The sequence below is a fragment of the Bernardetia sp. MNP-M8 genome, assembly GCF_037126285.1.
Lineage (GTDB): Bacteria > Bacteroidota > Bacteroidia > Cytophagales > Bernardetiaceae > Bernardetia.
In genome coordinates this window covers 1,443,512-1,464,536 of record NZ_CP147012.1, presented here as the reverse complement: position 1 = coordinate 1,464,536, position 21,025 = coordinate 1,443,512, and the positions used below count along the sequence as shown (strand labels likewise).

14 protein-coding genes and 3 tRNA genes are annotated in these 21,025 nt (G+C 31.8%); 6 read left to right on the top strand and 11 right to left on the bottom strand.

What is annotated here, in order from left to right:
- Positions 1-361: 361 nt before the first annotated feature.
- A complete protein-coding gene (locus V9L04_RS06075) occupies positions 362-2,818 on the top strand; it encodes a polysaccharide biosynthesis tyrosine autokinase (RefSeq protein ID WP_338793190.1) in 2,457 nt (818 codons plus the stop codon).
- 158 nt (positions 2,819-2,976) lie between these two features.
- Here the strand turns inward: V9L04_RS06075 and V9L04_RS06070 are convergent, their stop codons facing one another.
- The 7 genes from V9L04_RS06070 to V9L04_RS06040 all read right to left on the bottom strand — a co-directional run bounded on the left by V9L04_RS06070 (position 2,977) and on the right by V9L04_RS06040 (position 7,682).
- Entirely contained in the window at positions 2,977-3,537 is a 561-nt protein-coding gene (locus V9L04_RS06070; protein ID WP_338793189.1) for a hypothetical protein, read from the bottom strand.
- A gap of 159 nt (positions 3,538-3,696) precedes the next feature.
- Positions 3,697-4,881, bottom strand: coding sequence for an elongation factor Tu (tuf, locus tag V9L04_RS06065; protein WP_338793188.1), 1,185 nt, complete (start codon positions 4,879-4,881; stop codon positions 3,697-3,699).
- 94 nt (positions 4,882-4,975) lie between these two features.
- Positions 4,976-5,047 (bottom strand) — tRNA-Thr (locus V9L04_RS06060).
- A gap of 162 nt (positions 5,048-5,209) precedes the next feature.
- Positions 5,210-5,282 (bottom strand) — tRNA-Gly (locus tag V9L04_RS06055).
- 114 nt (positions 5,283-5,396) lie between these two features.
- Positions 5,397-5,479: transfer RNA gene (locus tag V9L04_RS06050), tRNA-Tyr, on the bottom strand.
- A 360-nt stretch (positions 5,480-5,839) separates the two neighbouring features.
- On the bottom strand, positions 5,840-6,208 hold the full coding sequence (gene secG / locus V9L04_RS06045; RefSeq protein ID WP_338793187.1) for a preprotein translocase subunit SecG: 369 nt from the start codon (positions 6,206-6,208) through the stop codon (positions 5,840-5,842).
- 181 nt (positions 6,209-6,389) lie between these two features.
- Entirely contained in the window at positions 6,390-7,682 is a 1,293-nt protein-coding gene (locus V9L04_RS06040; protein ID WP_338793186.1) for a DUF1343 domain-containing protein, read from the bottom strand.
- Between the two features lie 260 nt (positions 7,683-7,942).
- Between V9L04_RS06040 and V9L04_RS06035 the strand changes: the two genes are divergently transcribed.
- Positions 7,943-8,524: a phage holin family protein gene (locus V9L04_RS06035; RefSeq protein WP_338793185.1), complete on the top strand. Its 582-nt coding sequence runs from the start codon at positions 7,943-7,945 to the stop codon at positions 8,522-8,524.
- A gap of 88 nt (positions 8,525-8,612) precedes the next feature.
- Positions 8,613-9,050, top strand: a complete 438-nt coding sequence (locus tag V9L04_RS06030; protein ID WP_338793184.1) for a hypothetical protein — start codon at positions 8,613-8,615, stop codon at positions 9,048-9,050.
- Positions 9,051-9,081: 31 nt separating this feature from the next.
- Here V9L04_RS06030 and V9L04_RS06025 read toward each other — a convergent pair whose 3' ends face one another.
- Positions 9,082-10,050: a glycosyltransferase family 2 protein gene (locus V9L04_RS06025; protein ID WP_338793183.1), complete on the bottom strand. Its 969-nt coding sequence runs from the start codon at positions 10,048-10,050 to the stop codon at positions 9,082-9,084.
- A gap of 156 nt (positions 10,051-10,206) precedes the next feature.
- On the opposite strand from V9L04_RS06025, the gene V9L04_RS06020 reads away from it, so the two are divergent.
- Positions 10,207-10,725, top strand: coding sequence for a GNAT family N-acetyltransferase (locus V9L04_RS06020; RefSeq protein WP_338793182.1), 519 nt, complete (start codon positions 10,207-10,209; stop codon positions 10,723-10,725).
- Positions 10,726-10,757: 32 nt separating this feature from the next.
- Here V9L04_RS06020 and V9L04_RS06015 read toward each other — a convergent pair whose 3' ends face one another.
- The 3 genes from V9L04_RS06015 to V9L04_RS06005 all read right to left on the bottom strand — a co-directional run bounded on the left by V9L04_RS06015 (position 10,758) and on the right by V9L04_RS06005 (position 14,141).
- Positions 10,758-11,312: a hypothetical protein gene (locus V9L04_RS06015; protein WP_338793181.1), complete on the bottom strand. Its 555-nt coding sequence runs from the start codon at positions 11,310-11,312 to the stop codon at positions 10,758-10,760.
- Positions 11,313-11,585: 273 nt separating this feature from the next.
- Entirely contained in the window at positions 11,586-12,098 is a 513-nt protein-coding gene (locus V9L04_RS06010) for an Lrp/AsnC family transcriptional regulator (RefSeq protein ID WP_338793180.1), read from the bottom strand.
- A gap of 201 nt (positions 12,099-12,299) precedes the next feature.
- On the bottom strand, positions 12,300-14,141 hold the full coding sequence (locus V9L04_RS06005; RefSeq protein WP_338793179.1) for an ATP-binding protein: 1,842 nt from the start codon (positions 14,139-14,141) through the stop codon (positions 12,300-12,302).
- Positions 14,142-14,515: 374 nt separating this feature from the next.
- Between V9L04_RS06005 and purL the strand changes: the two genes are divergently transcribed.
- Together purL and V9L04_RS05995 are read left to right on the top strand one after the other, a co-directional pair.
- Complete coding sequence (gene purL, locus V9L04_RS06000; protein WP_338793178.1) at positions 14,516-16,744, top strand: phosphoribosylformylglycinamidine synthase subunit PurL; 2,229 nt, start codon at positions 14,516-14,518, stop codon at positions 16,742-16,744.
- Between the two features lie 787 nt (positions 16,745-17,531).
- Positions 17,532-20,930 (top strand): GEVED domain-containing protein, encoded by a 3,399-nt coding sequence (locus V9L04_RS05995; RefSeq protein ID WP_338793177.1) that lies wholly within the window; start codon positions 17,532-17,534, stop codon positions 20,928-20,930.
- Positions 20,931-21,025: the final 95 nt, after the last annotated feature.

Sequence of the window (21,025 nt, the reverse complement as noted above, 5' to 3'; positions counted from 1 at the left end):
ACTATATGTTTTATCGCTTTTAAGAAGGATATTTTTTTTAGTCTTTTTGTTTTCTATTAAACTATGTTATTTCATCTTAGACTGTAATATTATTTCATATATTTTTATTTATTTCTAACTAATGAAAATTTTATTCGCAATTGAGAACGGCAGGCAGATAATTACTTTTCTTATTTTTTGTAAAAAAAATGACTTTCAATAAAAAATGTTGTTTTGTCGGAATATATAAAATCTTTTTATGCAAAATTTAATAGTATAATATTCCTGCTTCTGCCAAAAATGCGTATTTTTGCAAATACTTACTTTTGTAAAAAAGTATGAGTTATTAATCAAATGAATTTAAAGCAAATTTCTCTATAAATTGGATATTCAACAAGATGTAATCACTACCGCTATGAATGGTAGCCAAAGTAGTCAAGTACAAGGTAATCAGACAATGTTATCAAAAGCTGATGTCGATGCTTTTAGTCCCAAAAAAGTTATTTATACACTTTGGAAAAATAAATTTTTTATTGTGTTTTGTATTGGTTTAGCAAGTGCAATTGCTTGGTGGAAGACCTATTATGCTACTCCTGTTTATACGATAGGTGCATCTATTCAAGTAAAAGATAATAGAAAGTCATCTTCTCCAGTAGCATTACTATATTCACAAGATATGTTTGGAGGTAGCAAACGCTTATCCTCTGAAGTTAAATTTATACGCTCATACCCTTTCATAAGACGAGTTTGTGAAAAGATGGATATGCGTGTCTATTACTATCAAGAAGGCAATATTCGTACTACTGAAATTTATCCTGTCAGGTTCGCTCCATTTGAGGTAATAATAAATATTGAGGCAGATAGTAACTTGAGAGAACTTCCAAATTACAAGATAAAATTTAAAGATGATCAGACATTTTCACTCATAAATGCAGATGAAGAATGGGACAATGCACGCCAGTATAAATTTGGAGAAACTATATCTGAAAGTAGTACAACTTTTAAAATATTAAATAAAAATTTAACTAGTGGTACTGTTTATGGGTTTCATTTTACAAATCCGTCTTCCTTAGCGAGAGAATTTCTAGGACGTTTATCTGCTTATACAGAAGAAGATGCCTCGCTGATTCGTCTCAATGTAGTTTCTTCTGTACCTGAAAGAGCTAAAGATTTTATCACAACTATAATGCAAGAGTATATTGCTTATGGTTTAGAAGATAAAAATTTAGAGGCTGTTAGAACGATTGATTTTATAGATGAACAACTTTCTCAAATTAGAGATTCCTTATTTTTGATAGAAAATAAAATACAAAACTTCAAATCTAATAACAAATTTGTAGTAGGAGAAGATGCAATAGGTAGAAATTTAGAGCAATATTCTTCTTTAGAAGAAAAAAACAGAGAATTAATCCTAAAAGAAAAATATTTAGATTACTTGATAACTTATATAAAAGAAAACGATAATTATAAAGGTATCACAACACCTGCTGCAGTAGGTGTAGAGGATGGAATAGCATCATCCTTAATTGGAAGGTTAGTTGATTTACAAATACAAAGAGAAATTTTTTTAGAAAAAGGAAGTTCTAAAAATCCTTTTTTAGTAGAAATTAATATTGAAATAGATAAAATAAGGGAATCACTACTAGAACATCTTAATAATACAAAGTTGAATGATAAGATTGCATTTGAAGATATAAAAAGTAGACTCAATCTATTAGATAATCAAATGAATGCTTTACCTAGCGCAGAGCGTAAACTTCTAAATATAAATCGTCTTTATTCAATAAATGAAGAAATTTATATTTTGCTACTTAACAAACGTATGGAAGCTAGTATTGCTCAAGCTGCAGCTAGAGAAGATAGCCAAGTTCTAGAACCTCCATTTAATTATGGAGCAATTTCTCCTAATGCAAAACAAAACTATACAATTGCTATTTTATTAGGATTGCTTTTTCCAATAGGTTTTATTTATGTCCGTAATTACTTTAGAAGCACTATTGAAACCTTAGATGATGTAAAAGGTATTTCTAGTGTTCCTATTTTAGGAGTAGTAATGCATTCTAAAAAGAGAAAAAAAGAAAATAACACACCCCTTGTAAATGAACAGCCTAAGTCAGCACTTGCAGAGGCTTTTCGTTCTATTCGCTCAAATCTACTATTTTTGATTGGTCGTGTAGACAGAACAAGTACTCTAATGATTAGCTCATCTATATCAGGAGAAGGAAAATCTTTTTGCTCTGCAAATATCTCTATTTCACTAGCTTCAACAGGAAAACGCACAGTTTTAGTTGTTGCTGATATGAGAAAACCTCAGATGTACGTACCTATGCCTAATAATGAGTATAGTAAAGATGGACTGAGCACTTATCTGATAGGAAGCAAGAAATTAGACGAGGTTGTTCAAGCTACTTCTATTGAAAATTTAGATATAATTCATTCAGGAGCTGTTCCTCCTAATCCAGCAGAGCTTTTAATGGGAGTACCAATGGATGAGCTTATAAAAGAGTTGAAACAACAATATGATTATATTATAATAGATACACCTCCCTTAGGATTAGTAAGTGATGCCCTTATTTTAGGTAAATATGCAGATGCAACAGTATATATCGTACGTCAAGATAGAACTCCAATAGAAAAATTGAAAGGGTTACAACGTATTTACAGCGAAAAAATGTTGAAAAATGTAGGTATTATTTTCAATGATGTTAAGGCTCAATCTGTAGGAGTGTATGGGTATGGTTCTTATGGTGGGTATGGATATGGTGGATACGGATATTATGAAGTAAATGATGCTGATTTGCCTTGGTGGAAAAGAATAGTAAATAAAGTAACAAAATAAAAAATCCATTACATAAACTTATAAAAGAGTTAGCTGAGGTTTCTATTTCAGCTTTATTAACTTTGTATCCTTTTTAAGAAAACAGTTAATTCATTTTTGAATGAATCATATCTTAGTATAAAAATTTAACTGAATTATTCCAGTCTTTACACAAATATTTAATTTATATTAATGATAAATTCATTGTCTGAGGTACGAGTGATTCTAGGTTTAATTATCAAGTTTCCTATAGTGCGAATAATTTTTGTGGAATCATTTTCTAATCCGTCCCAACGTAATAAAGTTGTAACTATATCAAAATTAGTTTTATGAATAATTCGTATATTATATTCATTCTTATCTAAATAACTATAACCAAATTCATTTAAGGCTTCATTATACTCTTTTATGCCAATAGGTAGATTTTTTATAGAGTCTAAAAAGCTATCATAGTCATAACTCTTTGGAATGAGAATAGTATCTTCTGTATAATAAAATCCTTTTCCAATTACATCATTTATATCTTCTGTATAAATTTGATAATACATTTTTAGGCGTTTATCAGTTTTTGGGCGAAAATTAAGAAATCCACACATTCCACCAATCGTATCACATTCTGAAAGTTGACTTGTATCAATATCAAAAACACCATCAAAAGGATTGTAAGTAGGAGTTTGTTTGTAAAACATAATTCCAAAACAAAGAAGTAAAGCCAAACAGAGGCAAAATAATCGTTTCATAGTTTCAATTTATCAAAAAAACAGGAAAATCATTTTAAAAAGAGGGATTTAATTAAAATTTAGGCATAAAAAAATGACATTACTTTCAAAAGAAAATAATGTCATTTTTAAATATATAATTTATTAATCGTTTTTTATTCAGAAGAATAAAAAGTTAGATTAAAGAATTTCAGTTACTTGACCTGCACCTACTGTACGTCCACCTTCACGGATAGCGAAGCGAAGACCTTTTTCCATTGCAATTGGTTTCAAAAGCTCAACAGTAATAGTGATGTTATCACCAGGCATAACCATTTCTACGTTTTCTGGAAGCTCAATAGCACCAGTTACGTCAGTTGTACGGAAGTAAAACTGTGGGTTATATCCTTTAAAGAATGGAGTATGACGTCCACCTTCTTCTTTTTTCAATACGTAAACTTCTGCTTTGAATTTAGTGTGAGTAGTTACAGAACCTGGTTTAGCGATTACCATACCACGTTTGATTTGCTCTTTATCAACACCACGCAAAAGAATACCAGCATTATCACCAGCTTCAGCAGCATCTAATAATTTACGGAACATCTCTACACCTGTAACAGTAGATTTAATTGGAGCTTCACCTAATCCTAAAATTTCAACTGGCTCACCTACTTTGATAGCACCACGCTCTACACGACCAGTAGCAACAGTACCACGACCAGTGATAGAGAATACGTCTTCTACAGGCATCAAGAATGGTTTGTCAGTAATACGAGGAGGCAATGGAATACCTTCATCAACTGCATTCATTAAAGCCATAACTGTATCTACCCATTTGCCTTCTCCGTTCAATGCACCAAGTGCAGAACCTTGAACAACAGAGATATTATCGCCATCAAAATCATAGAAACTTAAAAGATCACGGATTTCCATTTCTACAAGTTCTAATAATTCTTCATCATCTACCATATCCACTTTATTCATGAATACAACGATAGAAGGAACACCTACTTGGCGAGCCAAAAGGATGTGTTCACGAGTTTGAGGCATAGGGCCATCAGTAGCAGCTACTACAAGAATAGCTCCGTCCATTTGAGCAGCACCAGTAACCATGTTTTTAACATAATCGGCGTGACCTGGACAATCAACGTGAGCATAGTGACGGTTAGCCGTTTCGTACTCTACGTGAGAAGTGTTGATAGTGATACCACGCTCTTTTTCTTCAGGAGCGTTGTCAATTGAGTCAAAACTACGAGCAGCAGAGTGACCTGCGTCTGCCAATACTTTCGTAATTGCTGCAGTTAAAGTAGTTTTACCGTGGTCAACGTGACCAATAGTTCCGATATTTACGTGAGGTTTCGCTCGGTTGAAGGTTTCCTTAGCCATCTTAACAAAGAATTTAAAATAGTATGAGAATAGTATGAAAAGGTAATTCTTAAATAAAACATAACCATATAATACATTGGTAGAGCCTTCGTAGAGCCAACGATGGGAATTGAACCCACGACCTCTTCCTTACCAAGGAAGCGCTCTACCCCTGAGCTACATCGGCTTATAGCATGATACAAACTTTCCATAATCTAGTCTCTTGATTTATTTTTTAAAGGATTAGTCTAAAAATATAAAATAGAGATTAGTGAAAAGTTTGTGTCTAATTAGTGTTATCTAATGTTGCTATAAAAAATACCAATAGTTATGTATCAGATTATATTAGAGCGAGAGACGAGGCTCGAACCCGCGACCTACAGCTTGGAAGGCTGTCGCTCTACCAACTGAGCTACTCTCGCATATAAATTGAATTTCAAAATAGAATCTTAAAAATCAAAGTTTGGTTTTATTTGAAATAATACCATCTATTCCTAATGAATAAATATAAAATAATTTTTATGTAAAAATTATTGTGGGGGGAGCAGGATTCGAACCTGCGAAGAAATTAATCAACGGATTTACAGTCCGTCCCAGTTGGCCGCTTTGGTATCCCCCCAACTAGATTTGTTTAGATTCTAACTCTAAACAGTTTCTAAAATTTTCTTTAATTTAAAACTAAATTTTTGTGTTTAGTTTGTGTGTTAAAGCGAGTGCAAAAGTACAGACTTTATTTTTACAATCCAAATTTTTTGAACAAATTTTTGAATTATTTTTAAAATTCTTTTTTAATCGCTTTAAAACTAGACTTTTACAGTTTTAATTAATTTGCTGTTTAATTTGGATAACTAAACATAGTAATTCATATTTACTTTTTTTTGTTCCATTTTTAAATAAATTATTTGATAATAAATTTAATCTAAGAATGGAACAAATTAAGCATTAATATTTTTCAGTTCTAACCTTTTGTTAGCAATGATTATTTGTCTTCACTTTCGTCCTTACTTGGATCAGAAGGATTGGTAACATCGTTTTGCTCAAGTTGTGAACCCCCTAACTGGCTAGGATCAACTTGTTCTTTTGCTTTTTCTACATTTGGACTAATATAATTTGGTGCTTCTGCATCAGTAAGTAGAGTTGCTCCAATACTTCCAACAAAAACAATAGCTATAAGTGTCCAAGTAATTTTTTCCATTATGTTAGTGGTATTTTTTGCTCCCATGATTTGGTTTGCGCCAGCGCCTCCAAATTCTTTAGAGATTCCACTACCTTTTGGTTCTTGTGCTAATACTACGACCATTAAAAGAATGGCAACAAATAGTACAATGCTAATTAAAACGTATAACATATATTTGTTTCTTATTTTGTCTCTTGAGTTTCAAATTTTGTTTAGTCAAAGTTCGTTTTTATCTCTGACTCTCAAATTATATGTTTCTGTTTTAAGAAAATATTTGAGAGCGCAAAGAAACTACTTTTTTAGGGATTATCAAAAAAAATAATGAAAATAGTTGAAATTTCATTTAAAAACTCTACTCAAAATCTTCATACAATAAATATTTTTTTCTCATTATTTTATAATTTTCTAACTCTTTTTGCCATGTTGCTTTAATTTCTTTCTCTGTTAAGCCTTCTTTCATTTGAGTTTGTAATTTATCATTTCCTGCTAGTGTATTAAAATATGAATTGAAAAAAATATCTTTTTTATTTGCTAATTCCTTGTCTTTCATAGTCTGATAGAATTCTATTATTGGTTTTAAAGAAAAGTTGTTTTCTAATTTTTGAGTTTGGTACTTAATTCCATAACAAAGTTTGTTTTCCAAAGGAGGATATTTTGCACCTTCGTTTGGTTTTGGTGTAAAAGAAATAGTAGAGTTTTGTTTTGGAAAATTAGGATGTCCAACTGCTTCAAAAGGAAAGTCTGTTCCACGTCCTACACTCATTGTAGTTCCTTCAAAAAGGCACAAAGACGGGTAAAGTAGAATAGAGTTTTGAGTTGGAAGATTTGGAGAAGGTGCAATGGGCAAAGTATATTTGTCTTTATGAGAATAGTTTTGACATGAGATGATTGTTAGATTTTCATCTAATTGCACTTTAGCTTTAGCTTCATTTTCTAGCCATTTTTCGCCTTCTATCATATTTGCAAGTTCACCTATTGTAAGTCCATGAACAATCGGAATAGGGTGCATTCCTACAAAAGATTTATACTTGGATTCTCTGATACAGCCATCTACATAAAAACCATTTGGGTTTGGTCTGTCTAATATTATAATTTGCTTTTTATATTCGGCAGCAGCTTCCATACAATAGTGCATTGTACTTATATAGGTGTAAAAACGTGCGCCTACATCTTGAATATCAAAAATTAAAACATCAATATTTTCTAATTGTTGTTTACTAGGCTTTTTATTTTTCCCATACAATGAAATAATATTAATTCCTGTTTTGGTGTCTTTTCCATTTTTGATAGTTTCTCCTGCGCTTGCTGTTCCTCTAAAACCATGTTCGGGTGCGAAGATAGTTTGTATGTTTATGTCACTTTCTAATAAAAAATCTACTAAATGAATAGAATCATTTTCTGAATAAAGGATAGAAGTATGATTGACAATCATTCCGACACGTTTATTTTTAATTAAATCAAAATATTTTTCGGTTTGTGCAGCTCCTATAATGATTTGACTGATATTTATATCTTTTTCTGACTTAGTAGAATCTTGAAAAGTTGTTTCTGTGTTATTATTTTCTTTTGATATGGCTACTTTATTGTTGGAGCAAGAGAAAAATAGGAAAGAGAATAAAAATAGATAAAAAATAATTGAATTCATTTTTTTAATTTGATTTAGTAAATAGGTTGTTTTGTTAAGTATTTTTTTAGAAATAGTTGTTATTTGAGGGTAATTTATTCAACAAATATAAAATATAAAATTGCTCAAACTTTTTTGAAAAATGCGTGTTTGAAAACTAGTTATTGTTAAATCTTCAAAAATTGTTATTTTTAGCATTCAATTACAAAGATTTTTTTCTGCTGTATTTTTGATTTTTTTAATTTAAAGATTCCATTTTTTCAACTGAAACTTTTTACCTCGTGAACAAACAACAAATTATAGAACAAATTAAGGATTATTTCGGAATAAATGCACTTTCTGAACAAATACGAATTTATGTTACCCTACAATCTGAAAGTATCAAAACTTCTGTTGTAGATAGTGGAACAAAAGCAATTCATGGAGCTATAAAAGGAGCAGGGTTTGCTTTTTTGGGACTTTGTATTTTTCTGTTTCTTAATTTGATGCTTGGTTTTGGAATTAGTGAATGGTTTTTTAACTCTCGTTATTGGACAGGTTTTTCAATTCTTACAGGTTTTTATATCATTTTAGCCGTTATTTTTACTTTTATGCAATCTATGATTCAGAAAAAAGTAGAAGATGGTGTAACAGATGGAATAAAAGGAACTCCTTTAGAACTCAAAACTATTCCTCAAATTTTGTATCCAAACTCTACTACTCGCAAGAATATTGAAAAAGGAATTATGAAAGAAGATGTTCGCCACGAAAAAGTAAAACCTGCAATTACGGAAGAAGAAGCTAAAAAAGCACTGATAGAACAAGTTAATGAAGAGACCGAACTGCGTAACGAGCAAATTAAAAATCAAATAAAAGGAGAGTAAGTGAATGATAAATTATAAACTAATTCCTTAAAGTTTCATTTTTTAAACTTTTTTTACTTAAACTCATTTTTCAAACTATTTTCATCTCATGAACAAACCTTTAGATTTACATAAAAAAGAATTGGAAGAAATGCAATTTGCTCAAAAAATTGCTTTAAAAGAACAAATTGAAGATACCAAAAATATAACAGGCAATGTAGCCAAACTAGCTCTTATTGGAGGAGCTTCAGCTTATGTAGGTATAAAACTTACAGGCTTTATTTTTGGTAAATTGACAGGTAAAAAGAAGAAAAATAGAGGCAATAATGAACCACAAATTGTGTATGTTCAAGCACCTCAAAATAACACTGCTCAAACAGATGTTTCTCCTAAATCATTTATGAAAGGCGTACAAGCATCTTTATTAGCAGCTTTGTTTCCTGTTGTGACAAGTTTTGCCAAAAAAGCAGGAATGAAAGCTGTTGAAACGTATTCTGAAGGATTATTTGAGAAATATAAGTATAAATTGAAAGATTTATTTAAATAGATTTTATATCATTGGTGTGGATAAAATATATTTAAACTTCTTTGGAAATAATATAATCATTTCTTTCATTGGAATGAATGACTATCATTTCTGCAATAAAACCAGCTAAAAAAAGCTGTGTTCCGATGACAATAGCAAGAAGGGAAATATAAAAAAGAGGAGCATCAACTGGTTCACGACCATGAATTCCAAGTAATTTTTCTAGGAGCAACCAAAAGGCAATTCCAAATCCCATAAAAAAAGAAAGCAAACCGAATGTGCCAAAAAAGTGCATCGGTTTTTTCTTGAATCTTGTAATAAAAGTAACTGAAAGCAAGTCTAGAAGTCCATTGGTAAAACGTTCTAAACCAAACTTTGTACTTCCAAATTGCCTTGCTCGGTGTTCGACTACTTTTTCTCCAATTTTTGTAAATCCATTCCATTTTGCCAAAACAGGCAGATAACGGTGCATTTCTCCATAGACATTGAGCGTTCTGACTACTTCAACTTTGTAGGCTTTCAATCCACAGTTAAAATCATTTAATTTTATTCCTGAAAATGCACGAGTAGCAGCATTGAAAAGTTTTGTAGGAAGTGTTTTTGAAAGTGGGTCATGGCGTTTTTTCTTCCATCCTGAAATCAAATCATAGTTTTGATTTTTGATTAAATCATATAATTCTGGAATTTCGTCTGGACTATCTTGTAAGTCTGCATCCATTGTAATCACAACTTCTCCTTTTACAATCTTGAAACCTGCATCCAAGGCTGCCGATTTTCCATAATTTCTTGAAAAACAAATTGCTTTTACATTGTCATTTCTCTTTCCTAATTCTTCGATTACATTCCACGAATTATCTGTACTTCCATCATTAACAAAAATAATTTCATAAGAGAAGTTATTTTCTTTCATTACTTTGACAATCCAATCATGTAAAGGAGGAAGTGATTCATCTTCATTAAAAAGAGGAATAACAATTGAAATTTGTAAAGGATTATTTAAAAAAATTGAAGAATCAGACATATTTCTTGGTAGATTGAAAATAGATTAAGAGAAGTAAAATAATTCCTATATTTTTGTTTGACGATATTTGTCTAGGCAAATTTACATACTAAAATAGATAAACCGTCAATTTTATATTATTTTTATTCAGACTCAAAGTTTGACCTATTTTATATTATGAAAAAAACAACAATACGTAGGGCTACTGAAAAAGATGTTCCTCAAATTTTTGATTTGATTGTCGAACTAGCTATTTATGAAAGAGCAGAACACGAAGTTACTACAACACCTGAGCAAATGGCTATTGATGGATTTGGAGAAAATCCTTCTTATGGTGCAATTGTGGCAGAGCAAGGTACTACAATTGTAGGTTTTTCACTGTTTTATATTCGTTATTCTACTTGGAAAGGTCGTTGTCTGTATTTGGAAGATTTTTTAGTAAACGAACAATATAGAGGTGAAGGAATAGGCAAACTTCTTTTTGAAGCAACTATTTTGGAAGCCAAACGTCAAAATACCAATATGATGACTTGGCAGGTTTTGGATTGGAATACACCAGCTATCAAATTTTATGAGCAGTGGGAAGCTACTCTTGATGGAGAATGGATAAATGGAAAATTTTATCAAGACTACTTAGATAACTACAAAGTAAGGTTTCTAAATAAATTAGATCAAAATAAGGTCTTATTAGATTAAAAACAGTTAGTAATAGACTAAGTGTCAATATCTTATTTGCTTCCTCTAGCATTTGGAGTTTCATTTCTCGTAGGAGGAGGACTCATGTCCAAAGGACTTGGAAGTTCATTGAGACTTTCAGTAACTCCAAATCGTTTTAAAGATTCTTGATTATAGGCGACGGCTGCAAGTTCGGGTGTATCAAAAACACCTAAATAAATCCGTTCGCCTTGATCATAGATAATGGCTCTATATTTTTTACCATCTTTCGAAACACCTCTATAATTATTGGGAGTATGATTCGTTTGATGGCGACGAAGTTCTGACATAGTTGCCCATTCTAAATTCTCTATCTGACAATTTAGTTTATTTGAATCTAACATACGTACAAAAAGCCTTTTATCAGTATCTTGCTTTTTGATGAATGTATCTGCCAAAATTTTGTGCATATAAAGAGTCTGAATTTTGCCAAACTTCATTTGTTGAAGCACAGCATAACCAGCCGAGTGTAATCGCCAACCTTCATGAATTCCTTTTTTACGTAAGTATAAAAAACCTTGTCGACAAAGTTTTACTTTTTTATCAGAGTTGGTAAGATCAATATGCATGACAGAATAGAAATATTTTTAGTAAAATAACAGAATATCAAATCTTTAATAGAATTTTGATTCTTTTTTGCTTTTCAGACTAAACAAAGGCAACTAGTTGCGCAACAAAAATACAAAATTTAAAGCAAAATTAGGTAGCAAGTGTTAGTAAATAGTTATTAATACAGCATTTAATAAGCTATTAAACCAATACTTATTAATCATGACATAGTTGTTTTTATTACTATTCTGTCATTTTTTACTTATTAAGAAGTTAAAATGCGAATACATTTTTTAGCTATTCTCAATATTTTTTATTAATGCTGGAGTTGCCTCTGGTATAGGAAGCGAATCACTATCTTTTATAGTATTCAAAATAACCATTGTTTGCATATTATCCACTTCTGGGATTTCACTAATTTTGTTCATTATCAAACTTTGATAGGAATCAATGTCTTTAGAAACTACCTTCAAAACATAATCACTAGAGCCTGTAACATAATGACATTCCACAATTTCGTCAATTTCTCTTACTTGTTTTACAAATCTTTCATTACTTGATTTATTGTGCTTGTTTAATTTTACACTGACAAATGTAGCTACTCCTAAACCCAATTTCTGAGCATCAAGGCGAGCATGATAACTTTGGATATAGCCAGCATTTTCTAATTTTTTGACACGTTCCAAAGTAGGCGCAGGTGAAAGGTTGATGTCTTTAGAAAGTTGAGCATTTGTAATTTTGGCGTTTTCTTGAAGAATTTCCAAAATCTGTTTATCAATTAGATCTATTTTATAATGAAGTGCCATAGCTAATATATCAGTTTATAAATTTGATGATACAATATAAATTAAAATGTAATAACGTATACAATGAGGTAAACGTTTTTATTGTAGTGCAAAATTATATAAAACTTTAATTAGATACTAACCAAATAAAAGAAGTTTTGAAACAAAATAACATTATATTATTTGGAATAGCTGTTTTTTAGGGCTTTCAAATACGTTATTTTATGTATCTAAGGGCAGCCAAAAGAAAAACGTACTTCCTTTACCTACTTGGCTTTCTACCCAAATTTCACCTTTGTGAGCTTCTATAAATTCTCTACAAATGGCAAGTCCCAAACCAGAACCTTTTTTATCTACTTGACCTTCAGAGTCAGGCACTTGAAAATATTTTTCAAATACTTTTAAATGATACATCTCACTAATTCCTTTTCCTTTATCATTTACTGAAAATATAACTCCTTTATTATCAGGATAGATGCTTAATTTTACTTCAGATTTCTGAGGAGCATATTGTATGGCATTAGTTAAGAAGTTGATAACAACCCATTTTATTTTATCAGTATCTGCGAAAAAAACAGGTAGATTTGGAGCAATGTCTGCTTCAACATTTAAGAATTTTTGTTCAGCAGCTACTTTTATAGCCTGTAATACATAATTTACTAAGTTATTAACTTCAATAGGTTGTAGATTTACTTTTATTTTACCAGATTCTATTTGAGATAATTGAAGAATTTCTCCAGTAAGTGCAAACAAACGTTCAGTAGCTTGTTCTATATCACCAATTAAATCGGCTTGGTCTTCATTTAGTTCTCCTAATCTTTTATCTCTCAATAATCCTAAGCTAAGTCGTGTGGCAGCTAAAGGGGTTTTGAGTTCGTGAGAAATGGTAGCTATAAAGTGTGTTTTTGCAGCATCCATTTCTGTAAACTTTGTAACGTTTTTGAGAAGAATAATGAGACCAGATAATTCGTCTGTTTCTGGAAGACTCATAACTTGTCTTGAGAAAAACAAATCTCGGTCTGCTGAAGGCACTTTAATTGTTTTTTCGGCAAATAATTGTCCTTTTTCTATATCCATTAAATCTACCATTACATGATAGAGAACATCATTATTGACAAGTAAATCAGGAATATAAATATCTACAGCCTCTTCAGAAGACATATCAAGCAAAATTTCAGCGACTTGATTAATAAAAATAATTTTGTTTTGTGCGCTTACACCAATAATTCCATCTTGAAGATGTTCAATAATGGTTTCTGTTCGTTTTTTCTCAATTAATAGTTTTTCTAAATTTAAGTTTTCAAACTCAGCTATTTTAATAGACATTTTATTGAAAGAGGTAGCTAATCGTGCAAACTCATCTGTAGAACCCACATGCAAACGCTTTGTATAATTTTTATTACTCATCTCTTCTAAAGCTAAGTAAAGTTCATTCAAAGGTTTTGTTAAATAAACAGGAAAGTAAAAAATAAATCCTACTGTAATCAGAACACAAAATCCTCCAATGATAGCCATATAGAGAAGAGCTTCTTCTGTACTTCTTTGTATAAAGTCATTTCTTTGAAGTATTTGATTTTGATTTATACGTCTTATTTCATTTATATTTTCTCTAACAGGAAGCATATAAGTTCTCAAATCGTCAAAGTAAAGATTCATGTTAGGAAGTTCAATGGTCGTATCTTCTAATATTTCATCAAAGCGAGAAACATACTTTATAAAATTTATATTTAAAGAATCTATATAAGCACTTGCAGTTTTATCATTAGACTTTTGTTGTAAAGAGTCTATATATTGAAGCACTTCTTTTTTTGATTGTCTATATTTGTCTTTGTCTACACCTAAATTTGAAAGATATTTAGATTGGATAGCTGGTAGTTCTTGATAACTATCTGTCAACATACGGACATAACGAACAGAACGATAATTTTCTTCAAGTAACTTATCAGATTCTCCTGCTAATTTGGTCAAATAAAAGACAGCCACTCCACTAATAAGAATAATAATTCCTAGTAAAAAAAGTAATCCAGTTGTTATACGTGTACGAAGAGATGATTTGAGTGCCATTTATTAAAACAGATAAGAAAAAATGTATCTGAAAATTGAGTAGTTAATTAGAATATTTTTTCAAAGTCAATTATAAATTCAATTACATTTATAGGTAATTCTATCAAATATACAATAAAAAGAAAGTGTTTTACAAAAAAAATATTTATGCGTCCTTCTTTTAAAAACGCATTGTATTACAAACTTGTTTTGAAAAATTCAAAATAACTGAAAGAATACCTAATTCAAATTATACTGTTTTTTATAATAACTTCTTCAGAATCCAAATTTGATTAGAATTAGGTTATTCAAACTCTCTAAAAATTGTTACTTTTGCATATTGATAAATAAACCAATTTGATACTCATTCGTTTTTACAACTTGTCAAAAATAATATGGAAATCACGACAACCGAAACAGCACAAAAACTTGGACTTACAGCAGAAGAATTTACCAAAATTGAAGAAATCTTAGGTAGAACTCCCAATTTTACCGAACTAAGTATTTTTTCGGTGATGTGGTCAGAGCATTGTTCTTACAAAAACTCTATCGTTTGGCTCAAAACACTTCCAAAAAAATCAGATAGAATGCTTGTAGAAGCAGGAGAAGAAAATGCTGGTTTGGTAGATATTGGAGATGGTTTGGCGTGTAGTTTCAAAATTGAATCGCATAATCACCCTTCTGCTTTAGAGCCGTATCAAGGTGCTGCAACAGGAGTAGGAGGAATAAATAGAGATATTTTTACGATGGGAGCAAGACCTATCGCTCAACTCAATTCACTTCGTTTTGGTAATCTTACTTCTCCCAAAACACAATGGCTTGTTCGTGGTGTTGTAAAAGGAATTGGAGATTATGGAAACGCCTTTGGAATTCCGACAGTAGGAGGAGAAGTTTATTTTGATGAGTGTTATAATGTAAATCCTTTAGTAAATGCCTTTTCGGCAGGAATTGTAGAAACAGATAAAATAGCTTCTGCTATTTCGTATGGAGTAGGAAATCCAGTTTATATTGTAGGTTCTGCCACAGGAAAAGATGGAATTCATGGTGCTTCATTTGCCTCAAAAGATATTTCAGATGATTCTATAAAAGATCTTCCAGCCGTACAGGTAGGTGACCCTTTCCAAGAAAAATTACTTTTAGAAGCAACTTTAGAAGCCATTGCAACAGGTCATTTGATAGGAATTCAGGATATGGGAGCAGCAGGAATTACCTGTTCGACTTCCGAAATGAGCGCAAAAGGAGAACACGGAATGAAAATCTATTTAGATAAAGTTCCGACAAGACAAAAAAATATGCAGCCTTTTGAGATTTTACTTTCAGAATCACAAGAACGTATGCTTATTGTTATCAAAAAAGGAAAAGAAGCCGAATTGCAAGCTATTTTTGATAAATGGGATTTGAATTGCGCTCAAATTGGAGTAGTTACAGATTCAAAACGACTAGAATTCTATGTAAATGATGAATTAGTGGCTGATGTTCCTGCCGATGATTTGGTTTTGGGAGGTGGCGCACCAGTTTATCACAGAGAATATACAGAACCTGCTTATTTTAGTGAATTCCAACAGTTTCAAATTGATGAAATAGAAGAACCTGAAGACGAAAAACTTCCTGAAATTGCTAAATTTTTAATTGGTCATCCAAATATTGCTTCTCGTCGTTGGATTTCAGAACAGTACGATTCTATGGTTGGAACGGCAAATACATCTACAAATCAACCTTCTGATGCAGCCATTGTAAATGTAAAAGGAACAAATAAAAATATCGTTATTTCGGTAGATTGTAATTCTCGTTATGTCAATGCAGATCCAGAAAAAGGAACAATGATAGCTGTTTCGGAAGCTGCAAGAAATATTGTTTGTAGTGGTGGAGAACCTGTTGCGATTACAAACTGTTTGAATTTTGGAAATCCATATATTCCAGAAGTATATTGGCATTTTGTGGGAGCGATAAAAGGTATGAAAGCAGCCTGTGAAGTTTTCAAAACACCTGTAACAGGGGGAAATGTGAGTTTTTATAATCAATCTTCTGATGAAGGTCCTGTTTTTCCTACTCCAACAATCGGAATGTTGGGGCTTTTGGAAGATATTAATCTCAAAATGACACTTGATTTCAAAAATGAAGGCGATATTATTTATCAATTAGGAACATCAAGAAATGATATTTCTTCGTCGGAATATTTGTATTCGTACCATAAATACAAAGCCTCTCCTGCGCCTTTCCTAGATTTGGAAGAAGAATCAAGATTACAAAAAACGATTTTAGAACTTATCAAAAACAAACTTATTGTTTCTGCTCATGACGTTTCGGACGGTGGACTTTTCGTAACACTTACAGAATCAGCCATGGCAGCCAGTAAAAACTTAGGTTTTTCTGTCAAGACTACTTCTCATAAAGTACGTAAAGATGCTTTTTGGTTTGGAGAAAGTCAGAGTAGAGTTGTTGTTTCGGTTTCTAAAGAAAAACAAGAAGAGTTTGAAACACTACTCAAAACTAATAATGTAGACTTTTCAAATCTTGGAAGCGTAGTTGCTGAAAAAGTATGTCAAGTAGATGGAAATATTTGGCTTTCAGTAGATGATGCAAAAGAAGAATTTGAAGCTACTTTGCCGAAGTATTTGAATTAATTTTATTTTGTATAACAGACTTCCCAGTCTGTTGAATTACAAAGTAAAACAAAAAAGGATATAGAATTTTTATGATTCTGTATCCTTTTTTTGTGGATTTTTATCTTTCTAACTAAAAAATAGAAGTTTTTTTTAGTTTATAGCTATATATAAACAAGGCACTTACTGAAAATCAATTTTTTGTTTAGGTTAAAGGTTTTGACACGTAGATAGTTAAGTATTGATTTTCTTAAACATATCCTAATATTTATCATTTTCATAATTTAGTTATAAATTCTGATAAATAGCACATTAAAGTAGTTTTTTTATTATTACCATCTTATTTAGCATTACTACAGCAATATTAAGTATTCTATTAAAGAATTCAATTTTATTAAATAATAAATTTTATCGTGTTCATTAAATCTGAGATATTAATATTATGCAAATTTTTATTTCGATATAAATCGGAAAATTATAAGAATAGGCTGAAAAAATAGCTTTATAGGTAATAAAATATCATTCAATTAATAGAAAACAATAATTTATAAAGATGCTTAAAAAATCAATCAAAAAATAATTATATTAATTTTAATAGAAGTAAAGAGGTTTGTGTAATATTCTGTAAAAAATAGATTTTGTAGAATTAAATTTTAAAAAATGTTGTATTTAAAGTTTTTTATGTATATAATTGCAGCAAGTTAATATTTCATACACCAGTTAGACTGGATTGAAATACTGTTTCATTTAACATAAATTTAAAACAGACTTTAATTAAGCATTTTTACCCCTTTACAAAATTATTATTATGCAACTCAGAAAAAAATTAGGTTTAGCAACCTTGCTGGTAGGGCTTAGCTTTACAGCTTACGGACAAAATCAACAGGAAAAAGTCAAAATTCTTTCAGAAACAAATGTTACCAAATTAAAAGAAATTGCTGCAACCAAAACTAAACTTTATGAGCAGCGTAAAGCGCAAGCAATTATTTTTGCTAAAAAGAAAGGATTAAAAGTATTTCAAACATTGAAAGACGGAAGAGTAGCCGAATTGCAATTTATAGATAGATTTGGAAAACCAGTATATTATGTAACCTCTAGCAATCTAAATGCTGCCAAAACTACTCGTGCTGATAAAGTTTGGTCAGGAGGAAGTTTAGGGTTAAATTTGAACGGACAGGGAATGATTGTGGGAGAATGGGATGGTGGTCCTATACGTGCTACTCACCAAGAATTTGGAGGAAGAGTTACTCAAAAAGATGGTGTACCTTTTACCTCTGCCAATGGTAACAATGACCATGCTACACATGTAGCAGGTACAATGATGGCAGCTGGTGTAAATACAAATGCAAAAGGTATGGGACATCAGGCTACCCTTTGGGCAAACGAATGGAATAATGATGAGGCAGAAGCAACAAGCCAAGCAGCACAAGGATTAATTCTTTCAAATCACTCTTACGGATATGGAGCACAATTTCTTTCTACCTATCAATTTGGGTATTATGATGAACAAGCTGCTACATGGGATGAAATTACTTACAACGCACCTTATTATCTCCCTGTAAAAGCAGCAGGTAATGATAGAGGAAGTTATAATACAAGTAAAGGTGGATATGATTTAGTAACTGGATTTGCTACTTCAAAAAATGCACTTGTGGTGGCAGCCGTTTCTGCTGTAACTAATTATACAGGAGCGAATAGTGTAAATATGTCAAGTTTTAGCTCTTGGGGGCCAACAGATGATGGACGTATCAAACCAGATATTTCAGGTTGTGGTGTAAGCGTGTATTCTACGTCAAGTTCTGGAAATACATCATACAATACAAAATCAGGTACATCAATGGCAAGTCCTAATGTAACAGGAACACTATTGCTTATCCAACAACATTACAAAAACTTAAATAGTGGCAACTTTATGCGTTCTGCTACTTTGAGAGGTTTGGCTATTCATACAGCTGACGAAGCAGGTAGTGCAGATGGACCAGATTATCGTTTTGGTTGGGGATTATTAAATGCTGAAAAAGCTGTAAACCTTATTACAAGTAAAGGAACAAGTTCGGTAATCGATGAAAAAACATTAGCAAATAACGGAACATATACATTACAAGTAACTGCAACAAGTTCTGCTCCTTTAGAAGTTACTGTTTGTTGGACAGACCCTAAAGGTACACCAGTTTCGGGTAATCAAGTAGATAATGGAGCTGTTATGCTTGTAAACGACCTAGATGTGCGTGTAACAGGAGGGGGAAGTACAAGTTTTCCTTGGGTATTGAATCCAGCATCACCAAATAGTGCAGCTACAAAAGGCGATAACTTTAGAGATAATGTAGAAAAAGTATATATTGCTAATCCAGTAGCTGGACAAACTTATACAATTACAGTTTCGCATAAAGGTTCTTTACAATCAGGCGCACAAGCTTATTCATTAATTGTATCTGGAGTTGATTTAGGTGGAACAAACCCTACAACTTGTGCCGTTCCTAGTGGACTAAATTCATCAAATATTGCTAATACAACAGCTACACTTAGCTGGAATACAGTAAGTGGAGCAGCAAACTATGATGTTCGTTTTCGTCAGGCAGGAACAACTACTTGGACAAACTTAAACGGTAATACTTCTACTTCAAGAAATTTAACAGGACTTACAGCAGATACAAACTACGAATTCCAAGTTCGTACAAATTGTTCTGCTTCTTCAAGTGCATATTCTTCAAGTGCTACCTTTACTACAACTGGTGGTGTAGTAGTTCCAACATACTGTGTTTCAAAAGGAAATAATAGTTCTTACGAATGGATTGCAGGAGTACAAATTGGTTCTTTCAGCAACACGAGTGGAAATGATGGTGGTTATGCAGACAGAACTTCTACAACTGTAACCTTAGAACAAGGAAGTGCAAATGCTTTAACACTTACTCCTGGTTTTTCTGGAAGCACTTATAATGAATACTGGAAAATTTGGGTTGATTTCAATAAAGATGGGGATTTTGACGATGCTGGCGAACTAGTTTTTGATGCAGGTTCATTAAGTAATTCTGCTGTATCTGGTACATTGAATATTGCTTCAAATGCAGCTACTGGTACAACACGTATGAGAGTATCTATGAAATACAATGGTGCACAAACTGCGTGTGAAACTTTCACGTATGGCGAAGTTGAAGATTATACTGTAAATATTCCTAAAGGCTCAACACCTTCTTGTGGTCTTCCTACTGGTTTAGCTACTTCAGCAGTTACATCTAGCTCGTTTACAGCATCTTGGTCAGCAGTTAGTGGTGCAGCTTCTTATGATGTACGTGTACGCACTGGTGGAGGAAGCTGGTCTTCTTTTAATAGTACTTCTACTTCTCTTAATGTAACAGGAGCAGCAGCTTCTACAGCTTATGAAATTCAGGTACGTGCAAACTGTTCAGCTGTTAGTAGTGAATACTCTTCAAGTGTTTTTGTTACAACTTCTGCACCTCCAGCATTAAATTACTGTGTATCTAAAGGAAATAGTGTTTCTGATGAGTGGATTCAGCGTGTACGCTTAGGTTCTATTGATAACAACTCTGGTGCAAACGGTGGATATGCAGATTTTACAAACCTTTCTACTACACTAGCAAAAGGAAGTAGCTATACAATTACAATTAATCCTGCTTGGGCTAGTAGAACATATAGTGAAGCCTACGATGTATGGGTTGATTATAACCAAGATGGAGATTTTGACGATGCAGGAGAAGCTGTTTATACGCTTAGCCGTACAACAAGTACACAAGTAAGTGGTTCGTTTACAGTCCCTTCGTCTGCATTAGGTGGCGCAACTCGTATGCGTGTATCAATGAAATATAATGCAAATTCTACTCCTTGTGAAACATTCTCTTATGGTGAAGTAGAAGATTATACAGTAGTAATTAACTCTGCTAATAAAGCAACCTTTAACAAAGCACAAGCTAGTTCGGTAACTACTCAGACTGATGTAGTTTCTACAAGTGCAGATTTTGCTTTTGTTGCTTATCCAAATCCTGCAAGTTCTTTATTAAATGTTAAGTTAGGTTACTTTGGAGTTAATTCTGAATTGGTAGTATATAGCATAACTGGTTCAGAAATGATACGTACTTCGCTTGGTAAGCAAAATACCACTCTTGATATTTCTAAACTTGCAAGAGGAATGTATATTCTGAGTGTAAATAATGGACGTGAAGTAGAAACAATCAAATTTATAAAAGAGTAAAATCTTAACTCTCAATTAAAACTTAACAAAAAAGGCGATTCTATTTTGAATCGTCTTTTTTTTGAATCACACAATTAAAAGTTTTTGATTTGTGT

What these genes read in the sequence shown, in the direction of transcription:
- V9L04_RS06005 (WP_338793179.1), bottom strand. Translation starts at nt 14,141, where the DNA reads ATGGCACTCAAATCATCTCTTCGTACACGTATAACAACTGGATTACTT.
- V9L04_RS05995 (WP_338793177.1), top strand. Translation starts at nt 17,532, where the DNA reads ATGCAACTCAGAAAAAAATTAGGTTTAGCAACCTTGCTGGTAGGGCTT.
- V9L04_RS06070 (WP_338793189.1), bottom strand. Translation starts at nt 3,537, where the DNA reads ATGAAACGATTATTTTGCCTCTGTTTGGCTTTACTTCTTTGTTTTGGA.
- tuf (WP_338793188.1), bottom strand. Translation starts at nt 4,881, where the DNA reads ATGGCTAAGGAAACCTTCAACCGAGCGAAACCTCACGTAAATATCGGA.
- V9L04_RS06030 (WP_338793184.1), top strand. Translation starts at nt 8,613, where the DNA reads ATGAACAAACCTTTAGATTTACATAAAAAAGAATTGGAAGAAATGCAA.
- V9L04_RS06010 (WP_338793180.1), bottom strand. Translation starts at nt 12,098, where the DNA reads ATGGCACTTCATTATAAAATAGATCTAATTGATAAACAGATTTTGGAA.
- purL (WP_338793178.1), top strand. Translation starts at nt 14,516, where the DNA reads ATGGAAATCACGACAACCGAAACAGCACAAAAACTTGGACTTACAGCA.
- V9L04_RS06040 (WP_338793186.1), bottom strand. Translation starts at nt 7,682, where the DNA reads ATGAATTCAATTATTTTTTATCTATTTTTATTCTCTTTCCTATTTTTC.
- secG (WP_338793187.1), bottom strand. Translation starts at nt 6,208, where the DNA reads ATGTTATACGTTTTAATTAGCATTGTACTATTTGTTGCCATTCTTTTA.
- V9L04_RS06020 (WP_338793182.1), top strand. Translation starts at nt 10,207, where the DNA reads ATGAAAAAAACAACAATACGTAGGGCTACTGAAAAAGATGTTCCTCAA.
- V9L04_RS06025 (WP_338793183.1), bottom strand. Translation starts at nt 10,050, where the DNA reads ATGTCTGATTCTTCAATTTTTTTAAATAATCCTTTACAAATTTCAATT.
- V9L04_RS06015 (WP_338793181.1), bottom strand. Translation starts at nt 11,312, where the DNA reads ATGCATATTGATCTTACCAACTCTGATAAAAAAGTAAAACTTTGTCGA.